The sequence below is a fragment of the Methylobacterium sp. CM6247 genome (genome assembly GCF_054817925.1).
This window is the reverse complement of record NZ_JBTXKX010000003.1, coordinates 3,510,998-3,534,233: the sequence shown is the minus strand read 5'-3', so window position 1 is coordinate 3,534,233 and position 23,236 is coordinate 3,510,998. Positions and strand designations below refer to the sequence as shown.

Genomic DNA, 23,236 nt, shown 5'->3' with positions numbered 1-23,236 from the left:
AGGTGCGCCGGTGACGGAAGTCCGGGCCTACGCCTGTCCAGTGCCGGTGCGGGCCGCTCGACGCGCATTGGCATAGGCGATGAGGTTCTCGTCCTCGCTCGCGGGCAGCGAGATCGCTGTGGTGGCGAACAGATCGCCGCGGGTACCATCCTTCTTCGGCAGGCCCTTGCCCTTCAGGCGGAAGGTCCGGCCCGAACTCGTCATGGCCGGAACACGCATCTCGACCGCGCCGGTGAGGGTGGGCACGCGGATCGGGCCGCCGAGGATCGCATCCTCGAGGGCAAGGTCGACGGAGGTGCGCAGATCCGCCCCCTCCACGGTGAAGCGCGGATGCGGCAGGATGCGGATGGTCAGCAGGGCGTCGCCCGGCGAGGAGCGTGGGCCGCCCGGGTTGCCGAGCCCGCGCAGGCGGATGGTCTGCCCGTCCACGACGCCTTTGGGGATCACCACGTCCACGTCGCGTGAGCCCAGCGAGATCCGCAGCTTCTCCTCGCTCGCCACCTGTTCGAGGGTCACGGAGAGTTCGGCGGCGAGATCTTCGCCTTTCATCGGTCCCCTCGCGCCCGGACCGCCACCGGCACCGCCCCGGAACGTGTCGCCGAACAGGTGCGAGAAGATATCCTCGCCGATCCCGCCGCCACCGGCCCGGCTGCGCGCGGCGCTCTCGAAGTCGAAGCCCGCGGAGCGGGCGCCGCCCGGGCCACCACCGAAGCCGCCGAACCCATCGAAGCCGGATGGCGCACGAGGCCTGCCGTCGGAGTCGATCTCGCCACGATCGAACTGGGCGCGCTTGGTCGCGTCGCCGAGGATCTCGTAGGCGCTGTTAGCCTCCGAGAAACGGTCCTTGGCCTTGGCATCGTTCTTGTTGGTGTCGGGGTGGTAGGCCTTGGCGAGCTTGCGATAGGCCTTCTTGATGTCGGCCTCGCTGGCGCCCTTGGCCACACCCAGCACGTCGTAGGGATTGCGCATCGTCTGTTATCGGTCTCGGTGCCGCACGGGGCCGGGCTCATGCCCGCTCCCTGTCGAAATCTTCCGCTATGTGGAATGGCTGTTGCTTCTTTGCAACGGTCGTTCGACAGGATTCGACGGTTCGATCCAGGCGTCAACCCATGGGTCCGCCGGACGATCCCTGGCGGCGGACGATCTTGCCCCTACCCTTTCGCTTTCGCCATGCGGACGCGGGTCAATTCCCACTCTCCCCCCGAAGGCTTGCACCCGGTGCCGCGAACGAAGCGGCTGCGGACAGGGGCGATGACCGAGGCGAGGAAGTCGCGGCAGATCAGCTCGTTGGCCACATAGGGAAGTCCCGTCGGGCTGATCGATCCACGCAGGGACGAATCCGGGTTGTCCCATTTCACCGGACGGCCGTTGCCCTGTGGATCGAGGGCCACCGCCAGAGCCGCATGGGCCCGGCGCCAATCCTCGTCGCTCATCTCGTTGCCGAAGCTCTTCGGGCGCTTGTCGATGCTTCCCGTGACCAGGGGCTCCGGGACAGTCACTTCCGGTTCCGCCTTGCTCTCACTTTGGAAAGTGAGGATTGGAATGCCGCAGCCGGCGAGCGACAAGGCCACCGCCACGCTCCCCGACATCAGCATGGCGGTGCATCGGACGCGGGCGAAGCAGGGTGCGGCGCCGTCACGGGTGACGGCGGGTAGGGCTTTACTCTCGCTCCGACGCATTACACCTGTTCTCACGACGTGACTTGAACGACGACAAATCGTGTCCCACGTCGGTGCCCCCGACCCGGATCTCACTCACAGGATTACGCCTTGGATCGGTTAAGGATCGATGAGCCGGCCCCGTCCGGCATTGTCTCACCCCCCTCGTCCCCCCTCGGGGCCGCTGGAGACTTCACGCTGTCCACAGACCCCTGGGCATTGTTCGCCACTTGGATGGGCGAGGCCGAACGCGCGGAGCCCGAGGATCCCAACGCCATGGCCCTCGCCACGGCCGGCTCCGACGGGCTGCCGGACGTACGGATGGTGCTGCTGAAGGGCGTCGATGAGCGCGGCTTCGTCTTCTATACCAATGTCGACTCGGCCAAGGGCGAGGAGCTGGCGCAGAACCCGCAGGCTGCCCTGGTCCTGCATTGGAAGAGTCTGCGCCGCCAAGTGCGCGCGCGGGGTCCGGTGAGCCATGTGTCGCTCGAGGAGGCGGATGCCTATTTCGCGAGCCGCCGCCGCGAGAGCCGACTTGGCGCCCATGCCAGCCGCCAGTCACGCCCCCTTACGGACCGTGCTACTCTGGAAGCGGAGGTTGCCGCCCTGTCGGCCCGCTACGAGGACCAGCCGGTGCCGCGCCCGGAGAACTGGACCGGGTTCCGCATCGCCCCGGTTTCGATCGAGTTCTGGCAGGACGGCCCCTACCGCCTCCATGACCGCGTCCGCTTCACCAGGGACGGCAGCGGCTGGAATGGGGCGAGGCTCTATCCCTGAGGGCCGGAGTTCCGCCGCCAGACAGGCTCCCTCGCGGTAAGAGTTTCCTGGAGCGATTCCAGTCTTGCTGCGACGCGGGATCGACCCTGGATTTCCCGGCCGCCGCGGCTTAGACCTTGGCATGGCACGGCGGGATGATCTCGGCTGTCCACCGCCTCCGAATCCTGAGGAACGGCTTTGGCCATATCGAGCAATGAACGCCGCCGCGTCATGCTGCTGACGGGCGCAAGCCGCGGAATCGGCCACGCCACGGTCAAGCGGTTTTCTGCGGCCGGATGGCGGGTGATCACCTGTTCGCGTCACGCCTTCCCGGAGAATTGTCCGTGGGAGATGGGGCCGGAGGATCACCTCCAGGTCGATCTCTCCGACCCGGAGGATACGATGCGCGGCGTCGCCGAAGTGGCCGGACGCTTGGCGGATGAGGGCGGCCTGCTCCATGCCCTGGTCAACAATGCCGGCATCTCGCCCAAGGGCGCCAATGGCGAGCGCCTCGGCGCCATCGCCACGGAATTCGGCGACTGGCGCAAGGTCTTTCAAGTCAACGTCTTCGCCCCTCTGCTCCTGGCGCGCGGCCTCTGCCAGGAACTCACCCGCGCCAAGGGTTCCATCGTCAACGTCACCTCGATCGCGGGCTCCCGCGTCCATCCGTTCGCCGGTGCGGCCTACGGCACGTCGAAGGCGGCGCTCGCCGGCCTGACCCGCGAGATGGCCAGCGATTTCGGGCCCCTCGGTGTGCGGGTGAACGCGATCTCGCCCGGCGAGATCGACACGGCGATCCTTTCGCCCGGCACCGACAAGATCGTGGCCGGCATCCCGCAGCGGCGCCTCGGCACGCCCGACGAGGTGGCCAAGGCGATCTACTTCCTCTGCACGGAGGCCTCGTCCTACGTGAACGGCGCCGAGTTGCACATCAACGGCGGCCAGCATGTCTGAGCGAGGTGCGCGCTGGGCGCTCCTCGCGGTTTCCCTTCTCGTCGCTTCGTCCCTGAGCCCGCAGCCGGTCCGAGCCGACCCGGTGGTGACGATCCTCGACCTGCCGTTCAGGGCGCGTGCCATGCGCGGCCCCGGCAGCGAGGTGTCCCTTGCGGTGGCGACCTCTGGCCTCCTTCCCCTTGCCCGTCCCAAGGGATTGAAGGGCGAGGTGGTGGAAGATGTGCCGCTGGCCGTCCTGTGGGGCGACGAGGGCGGTGCGGCGCTGACCCTCGCCGACGGCAAGGTCGCCACAACCCTGCTCGGTGTCGAGGCCATCGACGGCCTCATCGCTTCCGAGACGCCGCGCGGCGCCATTCCCGGCACCCGGCGCGCGACCCTCGGTGCGGTCAGTGCCTACCTGTCCGATTCCGTCCGTCCCAATGCCAGCGAGCCCGAACGCGCGGCCACGCTCACCATCCGCGAGCGCCAGCCGGTGGGAATGAGCGCCGACCCGAAGCCCGTGCCCATCGTGACCACCGCCGTCGCCGCCGGGGCCGGGGCGGCCTTCGCCCTGCGCCGACCGATTGCCGCCCTCGTCGATGGTAGGCCAGTCGTCGTCGCGGTGACCGCACAAAGCGGCGGATCGGCTTTGGCCATCGTGGGCAAGACCGCAGCAGCAGTAAGCAAGCCCCCGGCGGAAGCCGACGAGGCCTGGACCGTCCTTGCCCGAAGTCCCGTCCAGGAGCCGGGAGCGGGCGGGCAGGCGCTGACCCTCGCGGCGATCGGCGACGTGTCGAAAGCCGGACAGCCCCGTATCGTCGCCGTGGCGGCTCCGGACGGGGCCGGCATACTCCAGCTTTGGGCCTATGAGGGTGGAGCCCTTCGCCTGATCGGAGAGGCACCAGGCTACACCACCCTGTCCCCAGGCGAGGGCGGGGCCGATCTGTCGGCCCTTGTCGATGCCGATGGGGATGGCGTCCCGGAACTCGCTGTGCCGGTGGCGGATCGGAGCGCCCTGGCGATCCTGTCGTTGAAGGACGGCATCCGCGAGGTCAAGCGCGTTCCCCTGCCCGGCCTTGCCGCCTTTGGCGTTGCCGCCATCGGCCAAGGCACCCGCACGCGCCTGCTCGTCGGCCTTGCCGACGGCCGGGTCGCGCTCATCTCTCCGCAACCGTGAATCGGCGAGCCTCATGAGCGATACAGCGAGCGAGGACGGCTCAGAGGGGCGACTTTTCCCGACACGTCCCTTTGTCGGCGCGTCCATCGCCGTCATCCGCGACGGACGGGTCTTGCTGGCCGCCAGGGCCAACGAGCCCCTTCGCGGAGTCTGGACGCTTCCCGGCGGGCTGGTGGAGCCCGGTGAGACCCTGGCGCAGGCCGCCCTGCGCGAACTGAGCGAAGAGGTCGGCGTCTCGGCCGTGGTCGTTCGCTCCCTGACCCCCACGGAAATCATCCTGAAGGGCGAGGACGGACGCGTGCGCCATCATTACGTCGTCCATCCCCATGCCGCCCTCTGGGCAAGCGGCGAGCCGGCTCCCGGTCCCGAAGCTCTCGGCGTGCGCTGGGCTCTTCCCGAGGAGCTCGCGGATCTCGCCACCACGCCGGGATTGCGGGACACGGTGGACGAGGCCTTTGCGCAGGTCGCAGGCTTCGGCGGCCAAGCGGAATCACGATGAGGCCGACGCGCGCCTCGTCTTGGCCGGGAAACGGTGTAAGCCTGACGGACGAGGTTCGGGGCGACGGAGGACGGGGCGTGGCTGTGTCGTGGGTGAGGCGATGCCTGTCGCCTGTGCTGCTGTTCGCCGCCCTCGCGGTGGGCATGCCCGATCTCGCTTCGGCTCAGCAGCGCGCCAACCCAGGGCGACCCGCGCAGAAGGCCCCCGAGAAGGACAAGGAGCCCCCTGCCCCCGCCGAGCCGCCGCCCGCTCCCTACGACCGGGACCTGATGCGGCTCTCCGAGATCATCGGCTCCCTCTCCTTCCTGCGCAGCCTGTGCGCGGCACCGGACGCCGCCGAATGGCCGACACGGATGAAGGCGTTAATGGAGGCCGAGGGAGTGACGCCCGGCCGGCGGGACCGCCTCGCCGGGGCGTATAACCGAGGGTATCGCGGTTACTCCCTCACCTACCGGGCCTGCACGCCTTCGGCGACCGAGGCTGCGTCCCGCTATGTCGCTGAAGGGGAACGGCTTTCGCACGCCCTGGCCAGCCGTTTCGGGGGATGAGGCGGAGATGTTGCGCTTGGGATACAGGGCGCAAGGCTGAAGGAAATTCGTCGTATTCGAGCGCCGGCGTTAACCGCTTCGCAATTCTTGGCTTCCCGACGCGCGAAGCTCAGCCTATGTTTCGGTCATCCGCCGAGCCATTCTTCGGCGCAACCGATGTTATCGCCATGCAGATCGACACCGCCCCCGCGCCCTTCGAGGCCGATCTCGACGACAAGCGCGTAGCCCTCGGCTATGTCTCGGAAGCGTTCGCGGAAGGCTGTCTCGACGGTCTCGACGGTGATTGCATGGCGCAGGCGGCCCTGTTCGCCGCGTTCCAGGAACTGGTGATGACCTATGGCGAGGATGCCACGGCGCGCTATGCCGAGGGCTTTCCCGAGCGCATCCGCGGCGGCGCCTTCACCACCGCTCCGCAGCATTGAGACACGCTACGGGGCCGCACCTGGCCCATTGACGATGAGCCTATGATCAAAAACGAGCCGCTCGGGCATGTCCGGGCGGCTCGATGCGTTTATGGGCCGGGTCGGCCTTGGAGCGTGGGCCTCACCTCGTCGGCAGGGCCTCGTCGAACACCACTGCTTCGCCGCTCGAGGGCCCGACGAGCTCGCCCTGCCACATCACCCGCTTTCCCCGCACGATCGTGCCCACCGGCCAGCCGGTGACGGTGACGCCGTCATAAGGGGTCCAGCCACATTTGGACGCGATCCATGGGTTGCGGATGGTCTCGCGGCGCTTGAGGTCCACCACCGTCACGTCGGCATCGTAGCCCGCCGAGAGCCGGCCCTTGCGGCTGATGCCGAACAGGCGCTTCGGACCGGCGCTGGTCATGTCGACGAAGCGGGCGAGGGACAGCCGTCCGTTGGCGACGTGGTCGAGCATGATCGGGACCAGCGTCTGGACGCCGGTCATGCCGGAAGGAGAATCCGGATAGGGCTTGGCCTTCTCCTCCAGCAGGTGCGGCGCGTGGTCCGAGCCGAGGATGTCGGCGACGCCCTGCGCCAGCCCGCGCCAGATCCCGTCGCGGTGAGCAGCGTCACGCACGGGCGGGTTCATCTGCACCAGGGTGCCGAGGCGGGCATAGGCCTCGGTCCCGTCGAGGGTGAGGTGGTGCGGCGTCACCTCGACGCTGGCCACGTCCTTATGGTCGGCGAGAAACACCATCTCCTCCGCCGTGGAGATGTGCAGGATGTGGATGCGGGCACCCGTCTCCCGCGCGATCCGCACCAGACGCTGCGTCGCCTTCAGCGCGGCCTCGGGCGAGCGCCAGACCGGGTGGGAGGACGGATCTCCCGGCACCCGCAGGCCCTTGCGCACGCGCAGCATGGGTTCGTCCTCGGCATGGAACGCGGCCCGGCGCCGGGTGCGCTTCAGGATCTCCGTGACGCCGGCATCGTCCTCGACCAGGAGCGCTCCCGTGGAGGAGCCGACGAAGACCTTGATCCCCGCCGCGCCCGGCAGGCGCTCGAGGGTGGCGACCTCATGGGCGTTCTCGTGGGTCCCGCCGACCCAGAAGGCGAAGTCGCAATGCATGCGGTGGTGCCCGCGCGCCACCTTGTCGGCGAGGGTCTCGGCGCTGGTGGTCAGCGGGTTGGTGTTGGGCATCTCGAACACGGCGGTCACGCCGCCCATCACCGCCGCGCGGGACCCCGATTCGAGATCTTCCTTGTGGTCGAGGCCCGGCTCGCGGAAATGGACCTGGCTGTCGATGACACCCGGCAGCAGGTGCAGGCCGGTGCAATCCTGGCGCTCACCCTCGGCCCGGCTCAGGTCGCCGATCGCGGCAACGCGCCCGTTCCTGATGCCGAGATCGGCAGCGTGCTCGCCGTCGTGATTGACGATCGTGCCGCCGGTGAGGAGGAGATCGAAGGGCTGGTCCATCGGGGTCGCTCCTGAACGGCGTTGAGACGCGGGTGGCGGCGGCTTATGTCAGCCTCGTGCGGCGCGCAACGTCGTACCTCGCGGATGGGCTCGCGGCGCAGCTTCACGTTGGCGCGCCGAGGACTTCGCGGGAGAATGTCGAGGAGTTGTCATGCCGATTGCCCTGCTGCCGGACCGCGCCGTCATCGCCATCGCGGGCGAGGATGCTATGAGCTTCCTCCAGGGCGTGGTGACCTGCAATATCGAGACCCTCGAACCGGGTGAGGCGCGGCTCGGCGGGCTGCTGACCCCGCAGGGCAAGATCCTGTTCGATTTCCTGATCTGGCGCTCCGGCGACGGCTTCCGCCTGGATTGCCCGGCCGATCAGGCCCCGGCCCTGGCCAAGCGCCTCACGCTCTACCGCCTGCGCGCCAAGGTGACGATCGCCGTCGATCCGACCCTGGGGCTCGCCGCCGCCTGGGATGGAGCGGAGACAACCTCCGAGACCGAGCGCCTGCGCGACGGACGCCTCGCGGCGTTGGGCGAGCGCCTCGTCTTTGCCGAGGGTGCGTTCTCGGCCGATGCCACGGAGGCGGATTACCACGCCCACCGCATTGCCCTCGGCATCCCCGAGGGCGGACGCGACTTCACCTATGGCGATGCCTTCCCGCACGAGGCGCTGATGGACCAACTCGGCGGTGTCGATTTCAAGAAGGGTTGCTATGTCGGCCAGGAAGTCGTGTCGCGCATGCAGCATCGCGGCACGGCCCGCACCCGCATCGTTCCGGTGATCTCCCGCGACGGGGAGGCCGTGACCTCCGGCGCGGAGGTGACTGCGGGAGCGCGGGGGCTCGGCACGATCGGGAGCGTGTCGGGAGCGCGCGGCCTCGCCATGCTCCGTCTCGACCGCCTCGCCGATGCGGTCGCCGCCGGTGAGCCGGTGCGCGCCGGTGCGGCGATCCTCGGCGTCGAGAAACCCTCCTTCGCCACCTTCGCCTTCCCGGAGGTGGCGCCGGCTGGGTGATCGGTGGCGACAACGACACCTAGTGAGTGCGCCTCTCCCCGCCGTGCCTTCGGTGAGTGGAGGCGAAGCCGGAGCGACGGTGAGGGGCCGATTTCGGAAGAGGCTCCTTGGACCGAGCCCCCTCACTTTCGGCTGCCGCCTCGCCGCGCCGACGACGGGGTCGTCGCGGCCCTCTCCCCGCGTGCGGGGAGAGGGAATGCTCACTTGATCGCTCCTGACGACGACCTGGCCTCCCGGCGTTCTCGGCCCATCTGGTGTTCTTGATCCGTTCCGATTACGCTCAATCCCATGTCAGACGATTCCACAGGCCTGATCCACCACCCCGACGGCTGCCCGCGCTGCTGGTGGGCCGGGCTCGACCCGGTCTACGTCGCGTATCACGACACCGAATGGGGCGTGCCCGAGCGTGACGGCCGGGCGCTGTACGAAAAACTGATCCTCGACGGGTTCCAGGCCGGACTGTCCTGGATCACCATCCTGCGGCGGCGCGAGGGCTTCCGCCGGGCCTTCGCCGGGTTCGAGCCGGAGGCCATCGCACGGTTCACACAAGCCGATATCGAGCGGCTGATGCAGGATACCGGGATCATCCGGAACCGCGCCAAGATCGTCGGGACCATCGCGGGCGCCCGCGCCTTTCTCGCCATCGAGGAGCGCGGCCCCGGCTTCTCGCGCTTCCTGTGGGACTTCGTCGAGGGCAGGCCGATCCAGGGCCGGGCGACGGACCGGGCCGGCATCGCCACCGAGACAGAGGTCTCGCGTACCATCTCCCGCGCCCTCAAGAAAGAAGGGTTCAGCTTCTGCGGCCCCACCATCGTGCATGCCTTCATGCAGGCGGTGGGCATGGTGAACGACCATCTGATGGGCTGCCATCGACAGGCTCCCTGCGCCGCCATGGGGGTGGATCGGTGAGCACCGCCCCCCGCGCCTGGCAGCGGATGTTGTCGGGCCGGCGCCTCGATCTCCTCGACCCCTCGCCGCAGGATATCGAGATCGCCGACATCGCCCACGGTCTCGCCCGCGTCGCCCGCTGGAACGGCCAGACCGCCGGACCGCACGCGTTTTCCGTGGCCCAGCACGCCTTGCTGGTCGAGGCTCTCGGGGCGGATCTGGCGCCCGGCCGGAGCCGGATGCAGCGTCTCGAATTCCTGCTGCACGACGCCCCGGAATACGTGATCGGTGACATCATCTCGCCGTTCAAGGCGGCGATCGGCCCGTCCTACAAGAGCGTGGAGTTGCGCCTGATGGCGGCGATCCGCCGGCGCTTCGGCTTGGCGGAACCCACGGAGGAAGAGGTTCGCCTCGTCAAGCGTGCCGATGCGGTCGCGGCCTATCTCGAGGCCACACGCCTTGCCGGCTTTTCCGAGGAGGAAGCCGGTACCATCTTCGGCCACCCCGACGAAACGGGGCCTGAGGCGCTGGCCTTGATCGAGCCGTGGCCCATCGCCGAGGCTCAATCCCGGTTCCTCGATCGTTTTCAGTCTCTTAGCCACGGTTTCTGATGCCGGACATTCACGTCTGCCCCCTGTCACAACTGCCCCAGACCCTCGAACGCATCGGGGCGAACCATCTGATGACGCTGATGAAGGTCGGCACCGCGATCGACCGGCCGGACAGCATCGCCGACGGGCGCCACTGCGTGGTCGAAGTCAGCGATATCGTCGCCCCCCTCGACGGGCATGTCCTTCCGGGCGAGGTTCATGTGCGTCGAATCCTCGATTTCGCCGCTTCATGGGATCGGGAGCGTCCGCTGCTGATCCACTGCTATGCCGGGATCAGCCGCTCCACGGCAGCGGCCTATATCGCCGCCTGCGCCCTTGCGCCGGAGCGGGACGAGGCCGAGATCGCCCTTGCTCTGCGCGCCGCATCGCCTTCGGCGACGCCCAACGCCCTGTTCGTGGACATCGCCGACCGGCTACTGGCGCGCGAGGGACGGATGTCGGCCGCCATCGCCGGGATCGGGCGGGGCGCGGATGCGTTCGAGGGAACCCCGTTCGTTCTCACGTTGGGGTGAAGAACAGGCCTCGGCCCAGCTTAGAATTGTGCCGAATCGAGTGTGGCCGAAACGACGCCACCCTTGACGAACTGCACGCCGATAGAGCAGCTGACGCCCCCTTGGGCTTGTCGGGCGGGCGGGCGCAGGCTTAGACCGGCACAATGAGGGGTAGCTTGGGATGACCGCAGCGCGATCCGCCGTGGCGGCGACAACCGATTCGAATGCGTCCGGTGAGGGGCTCGATCTGCCGTTCGAGAAGGCGCTCGAACAGCTCGAGGAGATCGTACGTCGGCTCGAGAAGGGCGATGTGCCCCTGGACGAGTCGGTTACGATCTACGAGCGCGGCGAGGCCCTGAAGCGGCATTGCGAAGGCCTGCTGCGGAAGGCCGAGGCGCGGATCCAGACGATCACGCTGGGGCCCGATGGGCGCGCGGCGGGGGTCGCTCCCCTCGATGTCGGCTGAGCCCAGGAGGTCGTGATGATCTGTGGCTCTTTCGAAAATATTCATCTGCCGCAAGAGTTTGCGCGCATGTCTTCCCTCCGGGCGTGAGGTTGCTTCGGTGTCACGGATAGAAACCTCGATCCTCGACGGGCTTGACGAGACGTCTGCTCTTCGCGCGCTTCCCGAGAGCCAGCTTCAGGCGGTGGCGGACGCTGTGCGTCTGGAGATGATCGACGCGGTGTCGGTGACGGGCGGTCACCTCGGGTCGGGGCTCGGCGTGGTCGAGCTGACGGTGGCGCTGCATCACGTGTTCGACACGCCCGACGACCGGATCGTGTGGGATGTCGGGCACCAGGCCTACCCGCACAAGATCCTGACGGGGCGGCGGGACCGGATCCGGACGCTGCGCCAGCCGGGCGGGCTGTCGGGCTTCACCAAGCGGTCGGAGAGTGTCTACGACCCGTTCGGGGCGGCGCATTCCTCGACCTCGATCTCGGCGGCGCTCGGCATGGCGGTGGGCCGCGATCTCGACGAGTCGACGGCCAAGGCCAAGGGCCACCCCGCTCCGAAGCGCCGCAACATGGTGGCGGTGATCGGCGACGGCTCGATGTCGGCGGGCATGGCCTACGAGGCGATGAACAATGCCGGCGCGCTGCATTCGCGGCTGATCGTGATCCTGAACGACAACGACATGTCGATCGCCCCGCCGGTGGGGGCGATGTCGGCCTATTTCGCCCGGCTCGCTTCGGGCGGGACCTATCGCGGCCTGCGCGAGACGGCCAAGCAGCTCGGCAAGCTGCTGCCGAAGGCGATCTACCAGCGCGCCGCGGCGGCGGAGGAATATGCCCGCTCGCTGGTGGTGGGCGGCGGCACGATGTTCGAGGAGATGGGCTTCCACTATGTCGGCCCCGTCGACGGGCACAACCTCGACCATCTCCTGCCGATCCTGAAGAACGTGCGCGACTCGGACCAGGGCCCGATCCTGCTCCATGTCGTGACCCAGAAGGGCAAGGGCTACGCCCCGGCCGAGGCCAGTGCCGACCGCTATCATGGCGTGGTGAAGTTCGACGTCCTGTCGGGCGTGCAGGCCAAGGCCAAGCCGAACGCGCCGGCCTATACGCGGGTCTTCGGCGAGAGCCTGATCAAGGCGGCGGATGCCGACGACAAGGTGGTGGCGATCACCGCGGCGATGCCGGGCGGCACCGGGATCGACCTGTTCGGCAAGGCGCATCCGGACCGGACCTTCGATGTGGGCATCGCCGAGCAGCATGCGGTGACGTTCGCGGGCGGTCTGGCGACGGAGGGCTACAAGCCGTTCGTGGCGATCTACTCGACCTTCCTGCAGCGGGCCTACGATCAGGTCGTGCACGATGTGGCTTTGCAGAACCTGCCCGTGCGGTTCTGCCTCGACCGGGCGGGTCTGGTGGGTGCGGACGGGGCGACCCATGCGGGCGCGTTCGATCTCGCCTATCTCTGTTGCCTGCCGAACATGACGGTGATGGCGGCCTCCGACGAGGCCGAGCTGGTCCACATGGTGGCGACCCAGCATGCCCATGACAGCGGCCCGATCGCGCTGCGCTATCCGCGCGGCGAGGGGGTCGGTGTCGACCTGCCCGAGCGCGGCGTGCCGCTGCCGATCGGCAAGGGCCGGATCGTGCGGCGTCCCGAGGGCGCGCGGGTGGCGCTGCTGAGCCTGGGCACGCGTCTGGGCGAAGCCTTGAAGGCGGCCGACCTGCTCGAGACGGCGGGGATCGCCGTGACGGTGGCGGATGCGCGCTTCGCCAAGCCGCTCGACGAGGCGATGATCCTGGATCTGGCGGCGAGCCACGAGGTTCTGATCACCCTGGAAGAGGGGTCGGTGGGCGGTTTCGGGGCTATGGTGCTGCATCTCCTATCGGAGAAGGGCGCGCTCGATGCGGGCCGGGTACGGGTACGGACGCTGACGCTGCCGGACACCTACCAGGACCACAACAGCCCCGACACCATGTATGCCGAGGCCGGCCTCGACGCGGACAGCATCGTCCGCACCGTTCAGGCCACCCTGCCCGAGCAGAAGGCACGGGCCGGCGCCAAGCTCGTCAGCATCGGCAAGGCCCAACGCTGACCGACCGTTACTGAACCGGGGCGGACATCACGGCCCCGCTGTCGCGGCGATCGTGATGTCGCCCTCTGCGCTCGCATCCCCTCCCGGCTTCGGGCCGGGGATGCGATGACGGGTTACTTGATCACCGAACAGGCGATGCGGGCGCCGGCGCCACCGATGGGCTGGCTCGTATGGTCGTCCTCATTGGCGTGGATGATCAACGCCGAGCCGTCGGCATCCTTGAGGCCGCCTTCGCCCGTGAGTGGCGTCTCGCTCGAGACTTCGGCATTCACCGAGCCATCGGCATTGGCATAGACGTTCGGCAGGTCACCCTCATCCGGTCCTTCCGGATTGAGCAGGCCGTGCTTGCTCTGGTCGTGGTTCACATGGGCCTTCGACTTCTCGAATTTCTCCATGTCCGAGCAATCCGCCACGGCGTGGAAGTGGATGCCGTGCCAGCCGGGAGGCAGCCCACCGGGCTGGATCGCCAAGCGTAGCACCAGCGCGCTCGCTCCGTCGCGGATCGTGGCCGTACCGATCGGTTCACCCTTCCCGTTGACGACCTTGCTCTCATAGGTCTGCGGCGCGGCATTCTGCGTGGCGGGGGCCGGGGCCTGTGCGAGGACTGGCGCGACGCTGCCCAGCAGGGCGAGGACCGACAGGAATCGTCTCATGGCGTTTCTCCTCTCCACGCCGGGGTGATTGTGGAGCGATACAGGGAAAATCCCGGCCGACCGTAGCCGAGGACGATCGCTGGAGCGGCGACGCCTTCGCTTTCGAGTCGTTAGCCATGTGTGTCGGCAGACCCCGGACGGCAACCGGTCGCGGTGGGCATGGTGCGGGCGGCCATGCTCCGTTTGCACAGCGTAGGGCGGACTATGGCCGCGCGACAGGTCGGGCGCAGTGACGCCGCCGCGCCGCCCTGCATAGGTCGATCTCCCCATCGGCGGTCGGTTAACATAGCATCGTGGACGGCATCGTAAGCTTTCGTTAAGCTCTCGCCGCTGTCCGCCTCCGATTGCCGGGCGGCGCGTGCAGAGGTGGATCGCCGATATGCGTCCGATCTCTCGGCACCAGCCTGGAGAACGTCGATGCCAGTGCGGATTCATCGGGTTTCGACGATCGTTGCAGCGCTCGGCCTGCTGGCGATCTGGGCCATGTCCCCGGTCGATCCCGTTCTCGCTCAGGATGCGTCGCCCCCTCCCACCGGGCGAGCATGGACCGACCCGCCCGATCGTAAGGCCACTCCCTCGCCTGTCGCCGCCCGCGAGGAGGGTAAGCCGCAGGAGGTTCGTAAGGGAAACGCGCCGACTCGCGCGAGACAGCTTGCCGGCAGCCGTCGCGACGCGGTGGCTCATCGGCAAGTGAGCAGGAAGGCATCCGCACCCAAGGTCGCGCGCCGCATCGCTCCCACCGACCGCCAGTCGATCCGACGCACGGCCGTCCGGGCTCCCACCCACCGATCCACAGGAGACCGCGCCTGGACCGTCCGGGCCTTTCAGCCGTCACGGGAGGAGGCGCCAGCCTATCGCTACGGCTATGTCCCGGACGAGGCTCCTGCCTATCACCGCAGGGAGGACGAAGTGACGGATTACCGGGCGGCCCGTCTGCGCCAGGCACGGGAAGCGGGATATCTCGTCGTCCGTGGCAGCGATCTTCGTACTCTTCGCGGACGGCCCCTGGAGACCCTCCGCGAGCCAGAGGATCAGGACGATCCCGAGGATTGATCCCTGACCAAACTAGGTCGCTGAGACTTTCGCTGCGTATGGGCGCGTCCGGTGACGCTCACGCAAAAAGCCCCGCCGGGAATGCCAGCGAGGCCTGAGATCTACGCGGAATGAGTGGCGCGTTAGCGAAGCCGCCCGGGGCGGGCCGGCTCGAACACGATGCGACGGTGGAAGGCACACCAGCTTTTGCCATCCGGCGCAGGCGCTCCACAGCACACCGCGCGATCGTTAGGCTCGCCGATGATGAACTTACACACGAAGGCACCCGACTGCGCGAAGGGGACACGCAGTTCAGCCGATGGCTCGGCAATGGCGTCTGCATCGCCGATCTGTGACAGGCGAACGAGCTGATTCATGTAAAACGTACTCGCAGGGTTCTGCGTCTCTGGCGGGCGCACGCCCGATGGGACCGGATTGAAATCCGCCGCGCGAACGTTTCTTCGGTTCCGGAACACGATTCGTGCTCCAGTTCCTTCCGATCCGCCCCGTGACTTCTGGAAAGTCACGATACGACGCTGTCATGATGTCGTTGTATCTAGGGATCTTTCGCCCTTAAACAAGTCTCTGTGCACCAAGGTGCTGCAGCGCACAGGAATTCGTGCATTTCTGCGCGTTCAGCGGACGAGGGTTGGGCTTTTTAGCACTCTGTCTCTTTCGATTCGGGGAATTCCGGCAACGTGAGTCGGCCGCGATAGGCTCGAAGACGCCGAGTGATTCGCCGGTAGCATAGGTGCTCGACCCGTTCGAGTCGCTTCGTGGTACCGGGTCGATGGCCTGACGGGATCGTTCCGGCGGCAGATGTCCCAAGCTGTCTGCGGTTCCGGAACGGCAAGACAAAAACCCCATGCGCCGGTTCGAGCCGGTGCATGGGGTCTGGTCGTTCTATCGACGCCGTAAGACTTGGCTAGCGGCTCGTCGCGAGGGTGAGCCGCCTGCTTACTTGAGCAGCTTGACCAAGGCCTTGCCGGCCGGGGTCTTCAGTTCGGCGGCATCGAGGGTGCCGTCGTTGTCCGGATCAGCCGCCTTGAAGCGGGACTCGACGAGAGCGAGATATTCTTTCTTGTCGAGGGTGCCGTCATTGTCCGGATCGGCTTCGGCGATCGCCTTCTTGCCGCCGCGGCCCTTCAGTTCCTTGGCGTCGAGGGTGCCGTCCTTATCGCCTTCGAGGGCGTCGAACTTGGCACTTGCGACAGCTTGGACTTCCTTCAGGTCGATCGTGTCGTCATTGTCGGTGTCGATCATCGAGATGATCTTGTTGCCCTTGGCGGAGGCCGGAGTGGCGAGAGCGACGGGGACGGCCAGGGCGGCGATGGCAAGGAAAATAGGAAGTTTGGAACGTGCAATCATGCGTAAAGCTCCTAAGTTAATCAGCATAGTGGCACTATCACACGCCTTCGCAGATGCGAAGGTGTCCTGTTGCAGGGCAGCAGCTCGTTTGTAGGCCAGCTGTGGATGGCCGATCCGTCGCTTTGGACGAACTGGATTGACATGGGAGCGTCCGTCCGGCGATCCCCGCCCGCGCGATCTCGGTCTTTTCCTTCTTCAACCTGAAGAGGCGGTGCCGTAGTTCAACGACAAAGGATGTGATCGATCGCTATGTTTCGGCCCGTCATGGAAAGCGGTCGTCGTCTGCTGAGACGCGTCTGGCGTTGGACCGTCCTCGGAGGGCGTGGGTTCAAGTACCGGGATTTCGAGGCGGCTTTCGAACGCGGCGATTGGACGACGATCCTGACCTGGGCGCGTAAGGCGAACCGGCTCAAGAACAGCCCCGCGATGATGGGCATGTTCATTCGCGCCGCTGGCGAGATGCGAGACGTGGAGGCGCTCCGTTGGGCCGAGCAGGAGTCCCTTCGTGCGGAATGGCCGAAGCGAGACCGTTATGCGGTGAGCCAGAGGTTCCTGCTGGTCGGCGAGGCGTCGTCCGCCTGGGCGGTCTTCCTGGCCGACTCATCGGTGATGGCCGAGCCGCGATTTGCGCAGCAGGCGAAATCGTTTCTCCCCCATACCAAGGATCCGGCCCTGCGGTCCGAGATCAAGGCGGCCATGGCGAAGGCCAGCCCCCCTGCTCCCGGTGCCACGGCCAGCGCCGCAATGGCGATGTCGACAGCGATTCGTTTTCCGTTCTCCGGGTCCGGGCGACAGGTTCAGGGCACCGTCGAGATCGTGTCGAGCGAGCGCACCCCGCCGCGACACGCGGTGCGGATTGCGGCGGATATCGAGAGTTTCCGACAAAAGACCGCCCGGGCGAAGCCGCCCGAAATCATCGAACACCGGGATGTGTTCGTGGACCGGAACGGCCAGATCTGGAAGGAAGACGGCAGCGTCGTCGTCTCGAAGGGGTCTCCCATCCCTCGCCTGTCACGCGAGGACGCCCCCCGTATCACGACGGGTTTCTTCGCCATCAAAGCCACACGCGGCATCTATCATTGGCTGGTTGACCGCCTCCCGCTCTTCTCCTGGATGCTCGAGGACGGGGCGCCGGAGGCGGCAATCCTCCTCAGCGACCAGGCCCCTTCCTTCGAGAGGGAGACGCTGCAATTGGCCGGCCTTTCCCATGCTGTGGTCGGTGTGGGGGAAGCGGTCTTCGTCGAGCGATTGCTGATCGCCCGCAGCGGCATGCAGGGCTTCACCTACTGGGACCAGGTGGCGCCGGTCATCGAACGGGTGAAGCAGGCCGCCAGGGCCATCGCCGCTCGGGAGATGGTGAGTGCTTGCGACGCGATCTACATCTCTCGCCGCGACTCGGGCCGGCGCGTCATGAGGAACGAGGCCGAACTCGAGGCGCAGATCGCGAAGCGAGGATACGCGGGCATCACCCTCGGAACCATGCCGCTGTGGCAGCAGGTTTTCACCGTATCGTCGGCGACGCGGATCGTCGCTCCCCATGGTGCGGGCTTGGCGCATATCCTCTTCGCGCAACCGGGAGCGCAGATTACGGAGATGGTGCCGGTGCAGGACGGCACTTACTTCCTGCGTCTGAACTTCGCCCGGCTCAGCCTCGTGATGGGACACCGCTATCGAGGCTGGTTGGAGCCCCATCTCGGCGCCATGGACAGCTGGACCGTGGATACTCCGGCCTTTCTCGATTTTCTCGATGGAGGGATAAGCGGTACGGGCCTCTCGGCCCTGGCGCATCCCGTCGGCGACCGTTCCCGGGTGATATGACTGGGCCGATAGCGACGGGAAAACGAGCGAATCACGTGATTGTTGGACATGAGCCGACGACCGAGGGCCCTCATTCCTGCCATGTCGTTGCAGCAGGACCGTCGTTCGTGACAAACACGCCGGATCGACGTCAGGGCCGGGATTGGGGCTTGTTCGCCAAGGAAGGTCGGGCCGGGAAATTCGGCTCGGTCTCTGTCGACGCATGATGGATGAAGGCATGATGTTGCCTCCTCGCGTGACGCGGTTTTAGATTTCGGATTGGGAGATCGGGATTGAGCGCGCGACCGGCGACACGTGCGGTGAAACGGTGCCTATCGCTCTCCGTACGAGATGTTTCATGCTGATCTTGGAGAACGTCTGGCTCAGGTCGCTTCAGTCGCGGTCGCACGCGGTTCTGTGCGGCCTCACCGGGGTCATCCCGACGAACCGGCGTGTCGGGATTCTCTGCGCTTCGAAAATCGAGCGCCGTGCTTTCAGCGACCTCATCATGGGGGTGCGGGCGCCCAGCATCGGCAAAATCCGGCGCGAGGCGGAGATTTCGAGCCCCGTGGGCCGGATGGCAGGAATCGTGGTTCAACACACGTTGAGGCGGAACTGCGTATTCGCCGCCAAGATGCACCGGATCGAGCCGACGAGCCTTATCAAGTTCGTCGCGTTCGTGGCCAATATCGACGCTTTCATGGACGTGCCCTACAAGCAGGTGCCTGCCGATATCGCCCTCTCCTTCCGGTATGCCCTGTCTTATGGACTGCCCTACGAGACGTATTTCGTCGATGGGGACATCATTCCGCAGACGGCCGAGTTCACCGACCGTTTCGCCAGCGTTGTTAAGCAGCGCTCGGCCGCGAGCGGCTTCATCGTCATCTCGTCGAACGTCAAGCTGGTGCGGGAATTTTGCGACATCGTCGGCGTGGTGCAGAGCGACAAGATCGTCCTCTACTCTAACGCTCAGCGGGCCATCCACGAATACATGAGGCTAGTCGACCTCAACAGGCCCGACGTCGATGCCGCAGAGACTTTGCTGGCACGGATCCGTCGCGCTCTGAAGCTCGAGGATTGGCCGATGGTGGCCTCCATCGCCGCATCCGAGATGGAGGGTGATCCGGACAGTACAACGGCGATCTGGCTGTATGGGGAACTCGCCCTGTCGCGCGGAGAGCGTCGACGTGGCATCGACTTGATCCTACGTGCCTGTCAGGCCAGCCCCTCTTTCGAGGAGCCGTGGAAGGCGTTGGCGCGAATCGCCGAAGACGAACAGGACGAGGAGCGGCTCAAGCTCCTGGCCAGCGTGCTGATGACCAACGGTAAAGGCCGGATCAAGCGGATAGCCGCTAAAATCATCGAGCAGACCGGCACCGACGAAGCGGCCGTCGAAGCATGGCGTCAGGTCGCGGTGGCGGCTCAGGGTGATGTGAACATCCAGATCGAGGCCGGAGACCGCCTGCTCCGCGCGGGAGCGGGGGAGGATGCGGCACGGATCTTCGAGGCAGCCTTTGCGGCCGATCCGACCAATGGACGCATCTTGGTGATGCTCTACCGCAGCGAATTGCTGTTCTCCGACAACGAGCGGTTGGCCGATCTGGTGGTTCTCATGATGACGGTCTGCCCGGAAGAGATCGAACGGGCGATCCGCCTCGCCCAGCGGGCGCGCCGTTTGGAGGCGAAGCTGATCGACGAGAATGGCGCGCCTGCCCTACTGGAAGCGCAGGTCGAGGAAGCGCTTCCGGTGCGGATCCGGCGCGCCATGAAACTGCAGGATGTCGCTGCCATGGCCGAGATCGCCGAGGCTGAGTTCCGGCGGGACGCGGACAGCGCCACAGGCATATGGCTCTTCGGCGAAATCGCCCTCATCAAGGGGGACCGCGAGCGCGGCGGCGACCTGATCCTACGCGCGTGCCAGACGGATGCGGAGTTGGAAGAGCCCTGGAAGACTCTCGGCCGTCTCGCCGAGGAGGAGAAGAACGAGGATCGGCTCAGCTCCTACATCTCCGTGCTGATGACGAACAACCAGGGCGGGGTCCGGCGGCTGGCTGCCAAGGCCCTCGAATCGACGGGGGACGAGGAATCCATCCTGGCCGCGTGGCGTGCCGTCGCCCATGTGTCGGGTGGGGATCTCGGCCTTATGCTGGAGGCGGGTGACCGACTGTTACGCTACGGCGCCGCCGGCGAGGCATCTCAAGTTCTCTCACGGGCGCTTCATATCGACCCACGGAACGGACGCGTGCTGATCCTGCTCTATCGCTGCGAACTCGCCTTTGCCGATGACGAGCGCATGATGGCATTGGCGGATCGGATCAACGAGGTCTCCTCTGCCGAGCTCGATCGCGCGATCCGTCTCGCCTCGATTGCGCGCAGGGGGGAACTCGGCAAGCGGCTGAAGCAACGATTCAGGCAGCCCGCCTCCAGCGACGCGAGCGCATGAGTGAAGGCGATCTCGATCCCATATCGGTGAACCTGATACACCGATCAGACTCGACGAGGTCCAGCCTTACGCCTCTCGCACGCCGGGTTTGTGCCCTGGATCGAAGGTGAAGACGACGCCGGCCTGTTCGAGTACCTGACGCACCGCCTGAATCGTATCACGTCTCGGGCGGATCGTGGCGTCGGGATCTTCGATCCGCACGATGGTCGAGACTGAGACGCTCGCGCGTCGCGCCAGCTCGTCCTTCGACAGGCCGGTCATCCCGCGGGCGGCCCGAACCTGTGCGGACGTGATCTCCCCGCCGCCGCGACCGATATCGCTCGCGGGGCCGCGTGCTTCCGTTGTCGACGAAGCTGCCTGGAATCGGCTCTGTCCTGGGACGCTCAGGCACACGCCGACCCATTCCTTCACTGAGCCGTCTCGGTTCATGATCGGCACGCCACGGGCGTTGAACCAGCGATAGATCCCGTCGACACAAAGGATCCGATAGTCGGTGTTATAGGCCGTGTCGTGGCTGAGGGCCGTGCGCCAAGCGAAGTTCGTGCGCTCCCTGTCGTTGGAATGAAGCACGTCGAGCCAGCCAAGCCCCTGGAACTGCTCGTGTCGCTGTCCGGTGAGCTCTTCCCAGAGCGGCATGTCGATCGACTTGCCGTCGGGGCTGACGATCCAGACCACGGCGGCGGTAGCCGAGAGCAGGGCCTTGAAGCGATCGTATCCTTGTTCGGCGGAGTGTTTCGCGTCGTACTGGTCGGTCACATCCTCGACGACGCCGATGGCTTGGCTCGGGCGATTGCCGGGGCCATGCACAACCTCCGCATGGCTGGCAATCCAACGCAGTGTCTGGTCCGGCCGGATGATGCGGAACTCGCGCTTGAGAGGCCGGCCATTGCGGAGAACGGTCAGCATGTCCGTATGCGCGGCCCGGTCATCGGGATGCATCATGGCCTCGACGACGCCGAAGCTCAGGGCGACAGAGGGGGGCAGGCCGAGAACCCGGTGAAGCCCGATCGAACCATGGATGCCGAGTTCTTCGAGATCGGCCGACCAGAAAGCGATATCCGTGGCGTTGTCCAGGAGCTTCAGCAGGCGGCGAGACGGGACACGGCGCGATGCGCCATCCGACCGTCCGGATGGATCCATCGGCGACCGTGGCGACATGCTACTTTCTCCTCGGCCAATATGCCGCCTTACGGGAATGAATTTGTTCCAGGATATGCTTGGAGAATATGTCGTTGCGTGTTTTTTGCGCGCAACACAACCCAATGAAGAGGGGATAAAGGGATTTTCCTGTAGTTGCTTTTGCGGGGACTCGTCGCATTCACATAGATTGTCTCTGTCATGCATCTCCCTCACTTCGCCGCGGTCTTTCGGCTGCGCCATGAAGGGGCTGTATGCGAGGCCACAACCGGCCCCGCCCCGCACCTCGGCAGCGCAAAGCATCATATTGCATGCTTGTCGCTGCGAGAGAGGGAGATGGTCGATTCACTGAGCTCGACGCCGGATAGGCCGGAGCGTGCGTTCCAGCGGACATGTGTGGCGTCGCGGCCGAACCTCGCCGACCAGCCCGGACGAATCCGATTCAGCCAGCCCGAACCGGTGAATTGGCCAGGGTGAGAAGGGTCTGGAGCAGGACGTCGGCGCCAGCGGTGCAATCGCTCTGGGTCGCCGATTCCGCCTCGTTGTGGCTGATCCCATCGCGGCAGGGCACGAAGATCATGGCCGTCGGGGCGAGGGCGGCGATATTGCAGGCATCGTGGCCAGCGCCCGAGACCATGCGGCGATGGCTGAAGCCCAATCCCTTGGTCGCCGCCTCGACGGCGCCCACCACTCCGGCATCGAACGGCACCGGCTCCTTGCGCCAGATACGGGTCAGCTCGATGGTGAGCTTGCGCCGACCGGCGATGGCGTCGAGTTCCGTTCGCAATTCGCTTTCGACCGCGTCGAGGGTCTCGGCTTTCGGGTCGCGCACATCGAGGGTGAAGCGGATGCGGCCGGGAATGACGTTGCGCGACGGCGCGCCGATCGCCGCCTCGCCGATCGTGGCCACCGCCGTGGGACCGTGGGCATGGGCGATCCGCTCGACGGCCAGTGCGATCTCGGCGAAGCCGTTGAGGGCGTCGCGCCGGCGCGGCATCGGCGTCGTGCCAGCATGGCTCTCGAAACCCGTCACCACGCCGTCGAACCAAGCGATCCCCTGCCCGCCCTCGACCACGCCGATGGTGGTCGCCTCGGCCTCCAGGATCGGACCCTGCTCGATATGCAGTTCCACGAAAGCGCCGATCCTGCGTTCCCCCACCGGCTCGTCTCCGAGATAGCCGATGGCCTCCAGCGCCTGCCTCACCTCAATGCCGGCGGCATCACGACGGGAATGGATGTCCTCCACCGTGAATTCTCCGGCATAGGCGGCGGACGCCATCATGGCGGGCGCGTAGCGCGAGCCCTCCTCGTTGGTCCAGTTGACCAGGAGCAGGGGCGCCTCGGTCTCGATGCCGGCATCGTTGAGGGCGCGCATGACCTCCAGCCCCGCCAGGGTGCCGAGGATGCCGTCGAACTTGCCCCCCGTGGGCTGTGTGTCGAGATGCGAGCCACAGGCGACGGGCAGGCGCGTCATGTCGCGTCCGCGCCGCAGGGCGAATTGCGTACCCAGCGCGTCGACACCCACTTCGAGGCCCGCCGCCTCGCAGGCATCCCGGAACCAGTCCCGGACCTGGCCATCCTCCTGCGACAGGGTCAGCCGGTTGATTCCGCCGGCCGGGGTGGCGCCGAACCGGGCGGTCTCCATGATCGTGGACCACAGGCGCGCGCCGTCGACGCGGAGATTGTGGGTCGTGCTCATATGCCTATCCGTTGTCTCGGTTCGGTCGCTGCGGAATGGGGGCGGATCTTCAACCTTCAACCTCAGTCCAAGGTGCCGCGCGAAGGGGCCTCGAAAAACGTCCGTGCTTCGCTTCG

The 23,236-nt window shown here is 66.6% G+C and carries 23 protein-coding genes; 15 read left to right on the top strand and 8 right to left on the bottom strand.

Annotated features, from left to right (window positions below; all coding sequences use genetic code 11):
• Window positions 1–27 precede the first annotated feature (27 nt).
• Window positions 28–969 (bottom strand): DnaJ C-terminal domain-containing protein, encoded by a 942-nt coding sequence (locus ACYQOP_RS17555; protein WP_056423910.1) that lies wholly within the window; start codon window positions 967–969, stop codon window positions 28–30.
• 182 nt (window positions 970–1,151) lie between these two features.
• Window positions 1,152–1,595: an RT0821/Lpp0805 family surface protein gene (locus ACYQOP_RS17550; RefSeq protein WP_207412068.1), complete on the bottom strand. Its 444-nt coding sequence runs from the start codon at window positions 1,593–1,595 to the stop codon at window positions 1,152–1,154.
• 174 nt (window positions 1,596–1,769) lie between these two features.
• On the opposite strand from ACYQOP_RS17550, the gene pdxH reads away from it, so the two are divergent.
• The 6 genes from pdxH to ACYQOP_RS17520 all read left to right on the top strand — a co-directional run bounded on the left by pdxH (window position 1,770) and on the right by ACYQOP_RS17520 (window position 5,993).
• Entirely contained in the window at window positions 1,770–2,435 is a 666-nt protein-coding gene (gene pdxH / locus ACYQOP_RS17545; RefSeq protein ID WP_461223278.1) for a pyridoxamine 5'-phosphate oxidase, read from the top strand.
• 210 nt (window positions 2,436–2,645) lie between these two features.
• Window positions 2,646–3,368, top strand: coding sequence for an SDR family NAD(P)-dependent oxidoreductase (locus ACYQOP_RS17540; protein ID WP_056423904.1), 723 nt, complete (start codon window positions 2,646–2,648; stop codon window positions 3,366–3,368).
• Window positions 3,361–4,524, top strand: coding sequence for a hypothetical protein (locus ACYQOP_RS17535; RefSeq protein WP_461223276.1), 1,164 nt, complete (start codon window positions 3,361–3,363; stop codon window positions 4,522–4,524). The genes ACYQOP_RS17540 and ACYQOP_RS17535 overlap by 8 nt, the downstream gene beginning before the upstream one ends.
• 13 nt (window positions 4,525–4,537) lie before the next feature.
• Window positions 4,538–5,023, top strand: coding sequence for an NUDIX hydrolase (locus ACYQOP_RS17530; protein ID WP_207412056.1), 486 nt, complete (start codon window positions 4,538–4,540; stop codon window positions 5,021–5,023).
• Between the two features lie 143 nt (window positions 5,024–5,166).
• Complete coding sequence (locus tag ACYQOP_RS17525; protein ID WP_311275289.1) at window positions 5,167–5,571, top strand: TIGR02301 family protein; 405 nt, start codon at window positions 5,167–5,169, stop codon at window positions 5,569–5,571.
• Between the two features lie 167 nt (window positions 5,572–5,738).
• On the top strand, window positions 5,739–5,993 hold the full coding sequence (locus tag ACYQOP_RS17520) for a hypothetical protein (protein ID WP_056424475.1): 255 nt from the start codon (window positions 5,739–5,741) through the stop codon (window positions 5,991–5,993).
• 121 nt (window positions 5,994–6,114) lie between these two features.
• On the opposite strand, the gene ACYQOP_RS17515 is transcribed toward ACYQOP_RS17520, so the two are convergent.
• Window positions 6,115–7,449: a dihydroorotase gene (locus tag ACYQOP_RS17515; RefSeq protein ID WP_461223274.1), complete on the bottom strand. Its 1,335-nt coding sequence runs from the start codon at window positions 7,447–7,449 to the stop codon at window positions 6,115–6,117.
• 151 nt (window positions 7,450–7,600) lie between these two features.
• On the opposite strand from ACYQOP_RS17515, the gene ygfZ reads away from it, so the two are divergent.
• From ygfZ to dxs, 6 genes are all read left to right on the top strand, one after another.
• Window positions 7,601–8,452 carry a CAF17-like 4Fe-4S cluster assembly/insertion protein YgfZ gene (ygfZ, locus tag ACYQOP_RS17510; protein ID WP_461223272.1) on the top strand — a complete coding sequence of 284 codons (852 nt, stop codon included), beginning with the start codon at window positions 7,601–7,603 and terminating at the stop codon, window positions 8,450–8,452.
• 288 nt (window positions 8,453–8,740) lie between these two features.
• Window positions 8,741–9,361 carry a DNA-3-methyladenine glycosylase I gene (locus ACYQOP_RS17505; protein WP_461223270.1) on the top strand — a complete coding sequence of 207 codons (621 nt, stop codon included), beginning with the start codon at window positions 8,741–8,743 and terminating at the stop codon, window positions 9,359–9,361.
• A gap of 26 nt (window positions 9,362–9,387) precedes the next feature.
• The gene (locus ACYQOP_RS17500) at window positions 9,388–9,951 is read left to right on the top strand and encodes an HD domain-containing protein (RefSeq protein ID WP_461225363.1); all 564 of its coding nucleotides are present in this window, start codon (window positions 9,388–9,390) and stop codon (window positions 9,949–9,951) included.
• The gene (locus ACYQOP_RS17495) at window positions 9,951–10,463 is read left to right on the top strand and encodes a tyrosine phosphatase family protein (protein ID WP_461223268.1); all 513 of its coding nucleotides are present in this window, start codon (window positions 9,951–9,953) and stop codon (window positions 10,461–10,463) included. Before ACYQOP_RS17500 ends, ACYQOP_RS17495 begins: the two co-directional genes overlap by 1 nt.
• Before the next feature lie 160 nt (window positions 10,464–10,623).
• Window positions 10,624–10,908, top strand: a complete 285-nt coding sequence (locus ACYQOP_RS17490) for an exodeoxyribonuclease VII small subunit (protein ID WP_419952592.1) — start codon at window positions 10,624–10,626, stop codon at window positions 10,906–10,908.
• Window positions 10,909–11,005: 97 nt separating this feature from the next.
• Window positions 11,006–12,991, top strand: a complete 1,986-nt coding sequence (dxs, locus tag ACYQOP_RS17485; protein ID WP_461223266.1) for a 1-deoxy-D-xylulose-5-phosphate synthase — start codon at window positions 11,006–11,008, stop codon at window positions 12,989–12,991.
• Window positions 12,992–13,104: 113 nt separating this feature from the next.
• On the opposite strand, the gene ACYQOP_RS17480 is transcribed toward dxs, so the two are convergent.
• Window positions 13,105–13,644: a superoxide dismutase family protein gene (locus tag ACYQOP_RS17480; RefSeq protein WP_056427325.1), complete on the bottom strand. Its 540-nt coding sequence runs from the start codon at window positions 13,642–13,644 to the stop codon at window positions 13,105–13,107.
• A gap of 417 nt (window positions 13,645–14,061) precedes the next feature.
• On the opposite strand from ACYQOP_RS17480, the gene ACYQOP_RS17475 reads away from it, so the two are divergent.
• Entirely contained in the window at window positions 14,062–14,697 is a 636-nt protein-coding gene (locus ACYQOP_RS17475) for a hypothetical protein (RefSeq protein ID WP_461223264.1), read from the top strand.
• Between the two features lie 122 nt (window positions 14,698–14,819).
• Here ACYQOP_RS17475 and ACYQOP_RS17470 read toward each other — a convergent pair whose 3' ends face one another.
• Both ACYQOP_RS17470 and ACYQOP_RS17465 read right to left on the bottom strand, forming a co-directional pair.
• Window positions 14,820–15,053 (bottom strand): GcrA family cell cycle regulator, encoded by a 234-nt coding sequence (locus tag ACYQOP_RS17470; RefSeq protein WP_018043414.1) that lies wholly within the window; start codon window positions 15,051–15,053, stop codon window positions 14,820–14,822.
• Between the two features lie 580 nt (window positions 15,054–15,633).
• Complete coding sequence (locus ACYQOP_RS17465) at window positions 15,634–16,044, bottom strand: penta-EF hand family protein (protein ID WP_461223263.1); 411 nt, start codon at window positions 16,042–16,044, stop codon at window positions 15,634–15,636.
• 264 nt (window positions 16,045–16,308) lie between these two features.
• On the opposite strand from ACYQOP_RS17465, the gene ACYQOP_RS17460 reads away from it, so the two are divergent.
• Window positions 16,309–17,862 (top strand): glycosyltransferase family 61 protein, encoded by a 1,554-nt coding sequence (locus ACYQOP_RS17460; RefSeq protein WP_461223261.1) that lies wholly within the window; start codon window positions 16,309–16,311, stop codon window positions 17,860–17,862.
• 337 nt (window positions 17,863–18,199) lie between these two features.
• Window positions 18,200–20,284 carry a hypothetical protein gene (locus ACYQOP_RS17455; protein WP_461223260.1) on the top strand — a complete coding sequence of 695 codons (2,085 nt, stop codon included), beginning with the start codon at window positions 18,200–18,202 and terminating at the stop codon, window positions 20,282–20,284.
• Window positions 20,285–20,350: 66 nt separating this feature from the next.
• Here the strand turns inward: ACYQOP_RS17455 and ACYQOP_RS17450 are convergent, their stop codons facing one another.
• Window positions 20,351–21,442, bottom strand: coding sequence for a PAS domain-containing protein (locus tag ACYQOP_RS17450; RefSeq protein ID WP_461223258.1), 1,092 nt, complete (start codon window positions 21,440–21,442; stop codon window positions 20,351–20,353).
• A 421-nt stretch (window positions 21,443–21,863) separates the two neighbouring features.
• Window positions 21,864–23,120: an allantoate amidohydrolase gene (locus ACYQOP_RS17445; protein ID WP_461223257.1), complete on the bottom strand. Its 1,257-nt coding sequence runs from the start codon at window positions 23,118–23,120 to the stop codon at window positions 21,864–21,866.
• Between the last annotated feature and the right edge of the window lie 116 nt (window positions 23,121–23,236).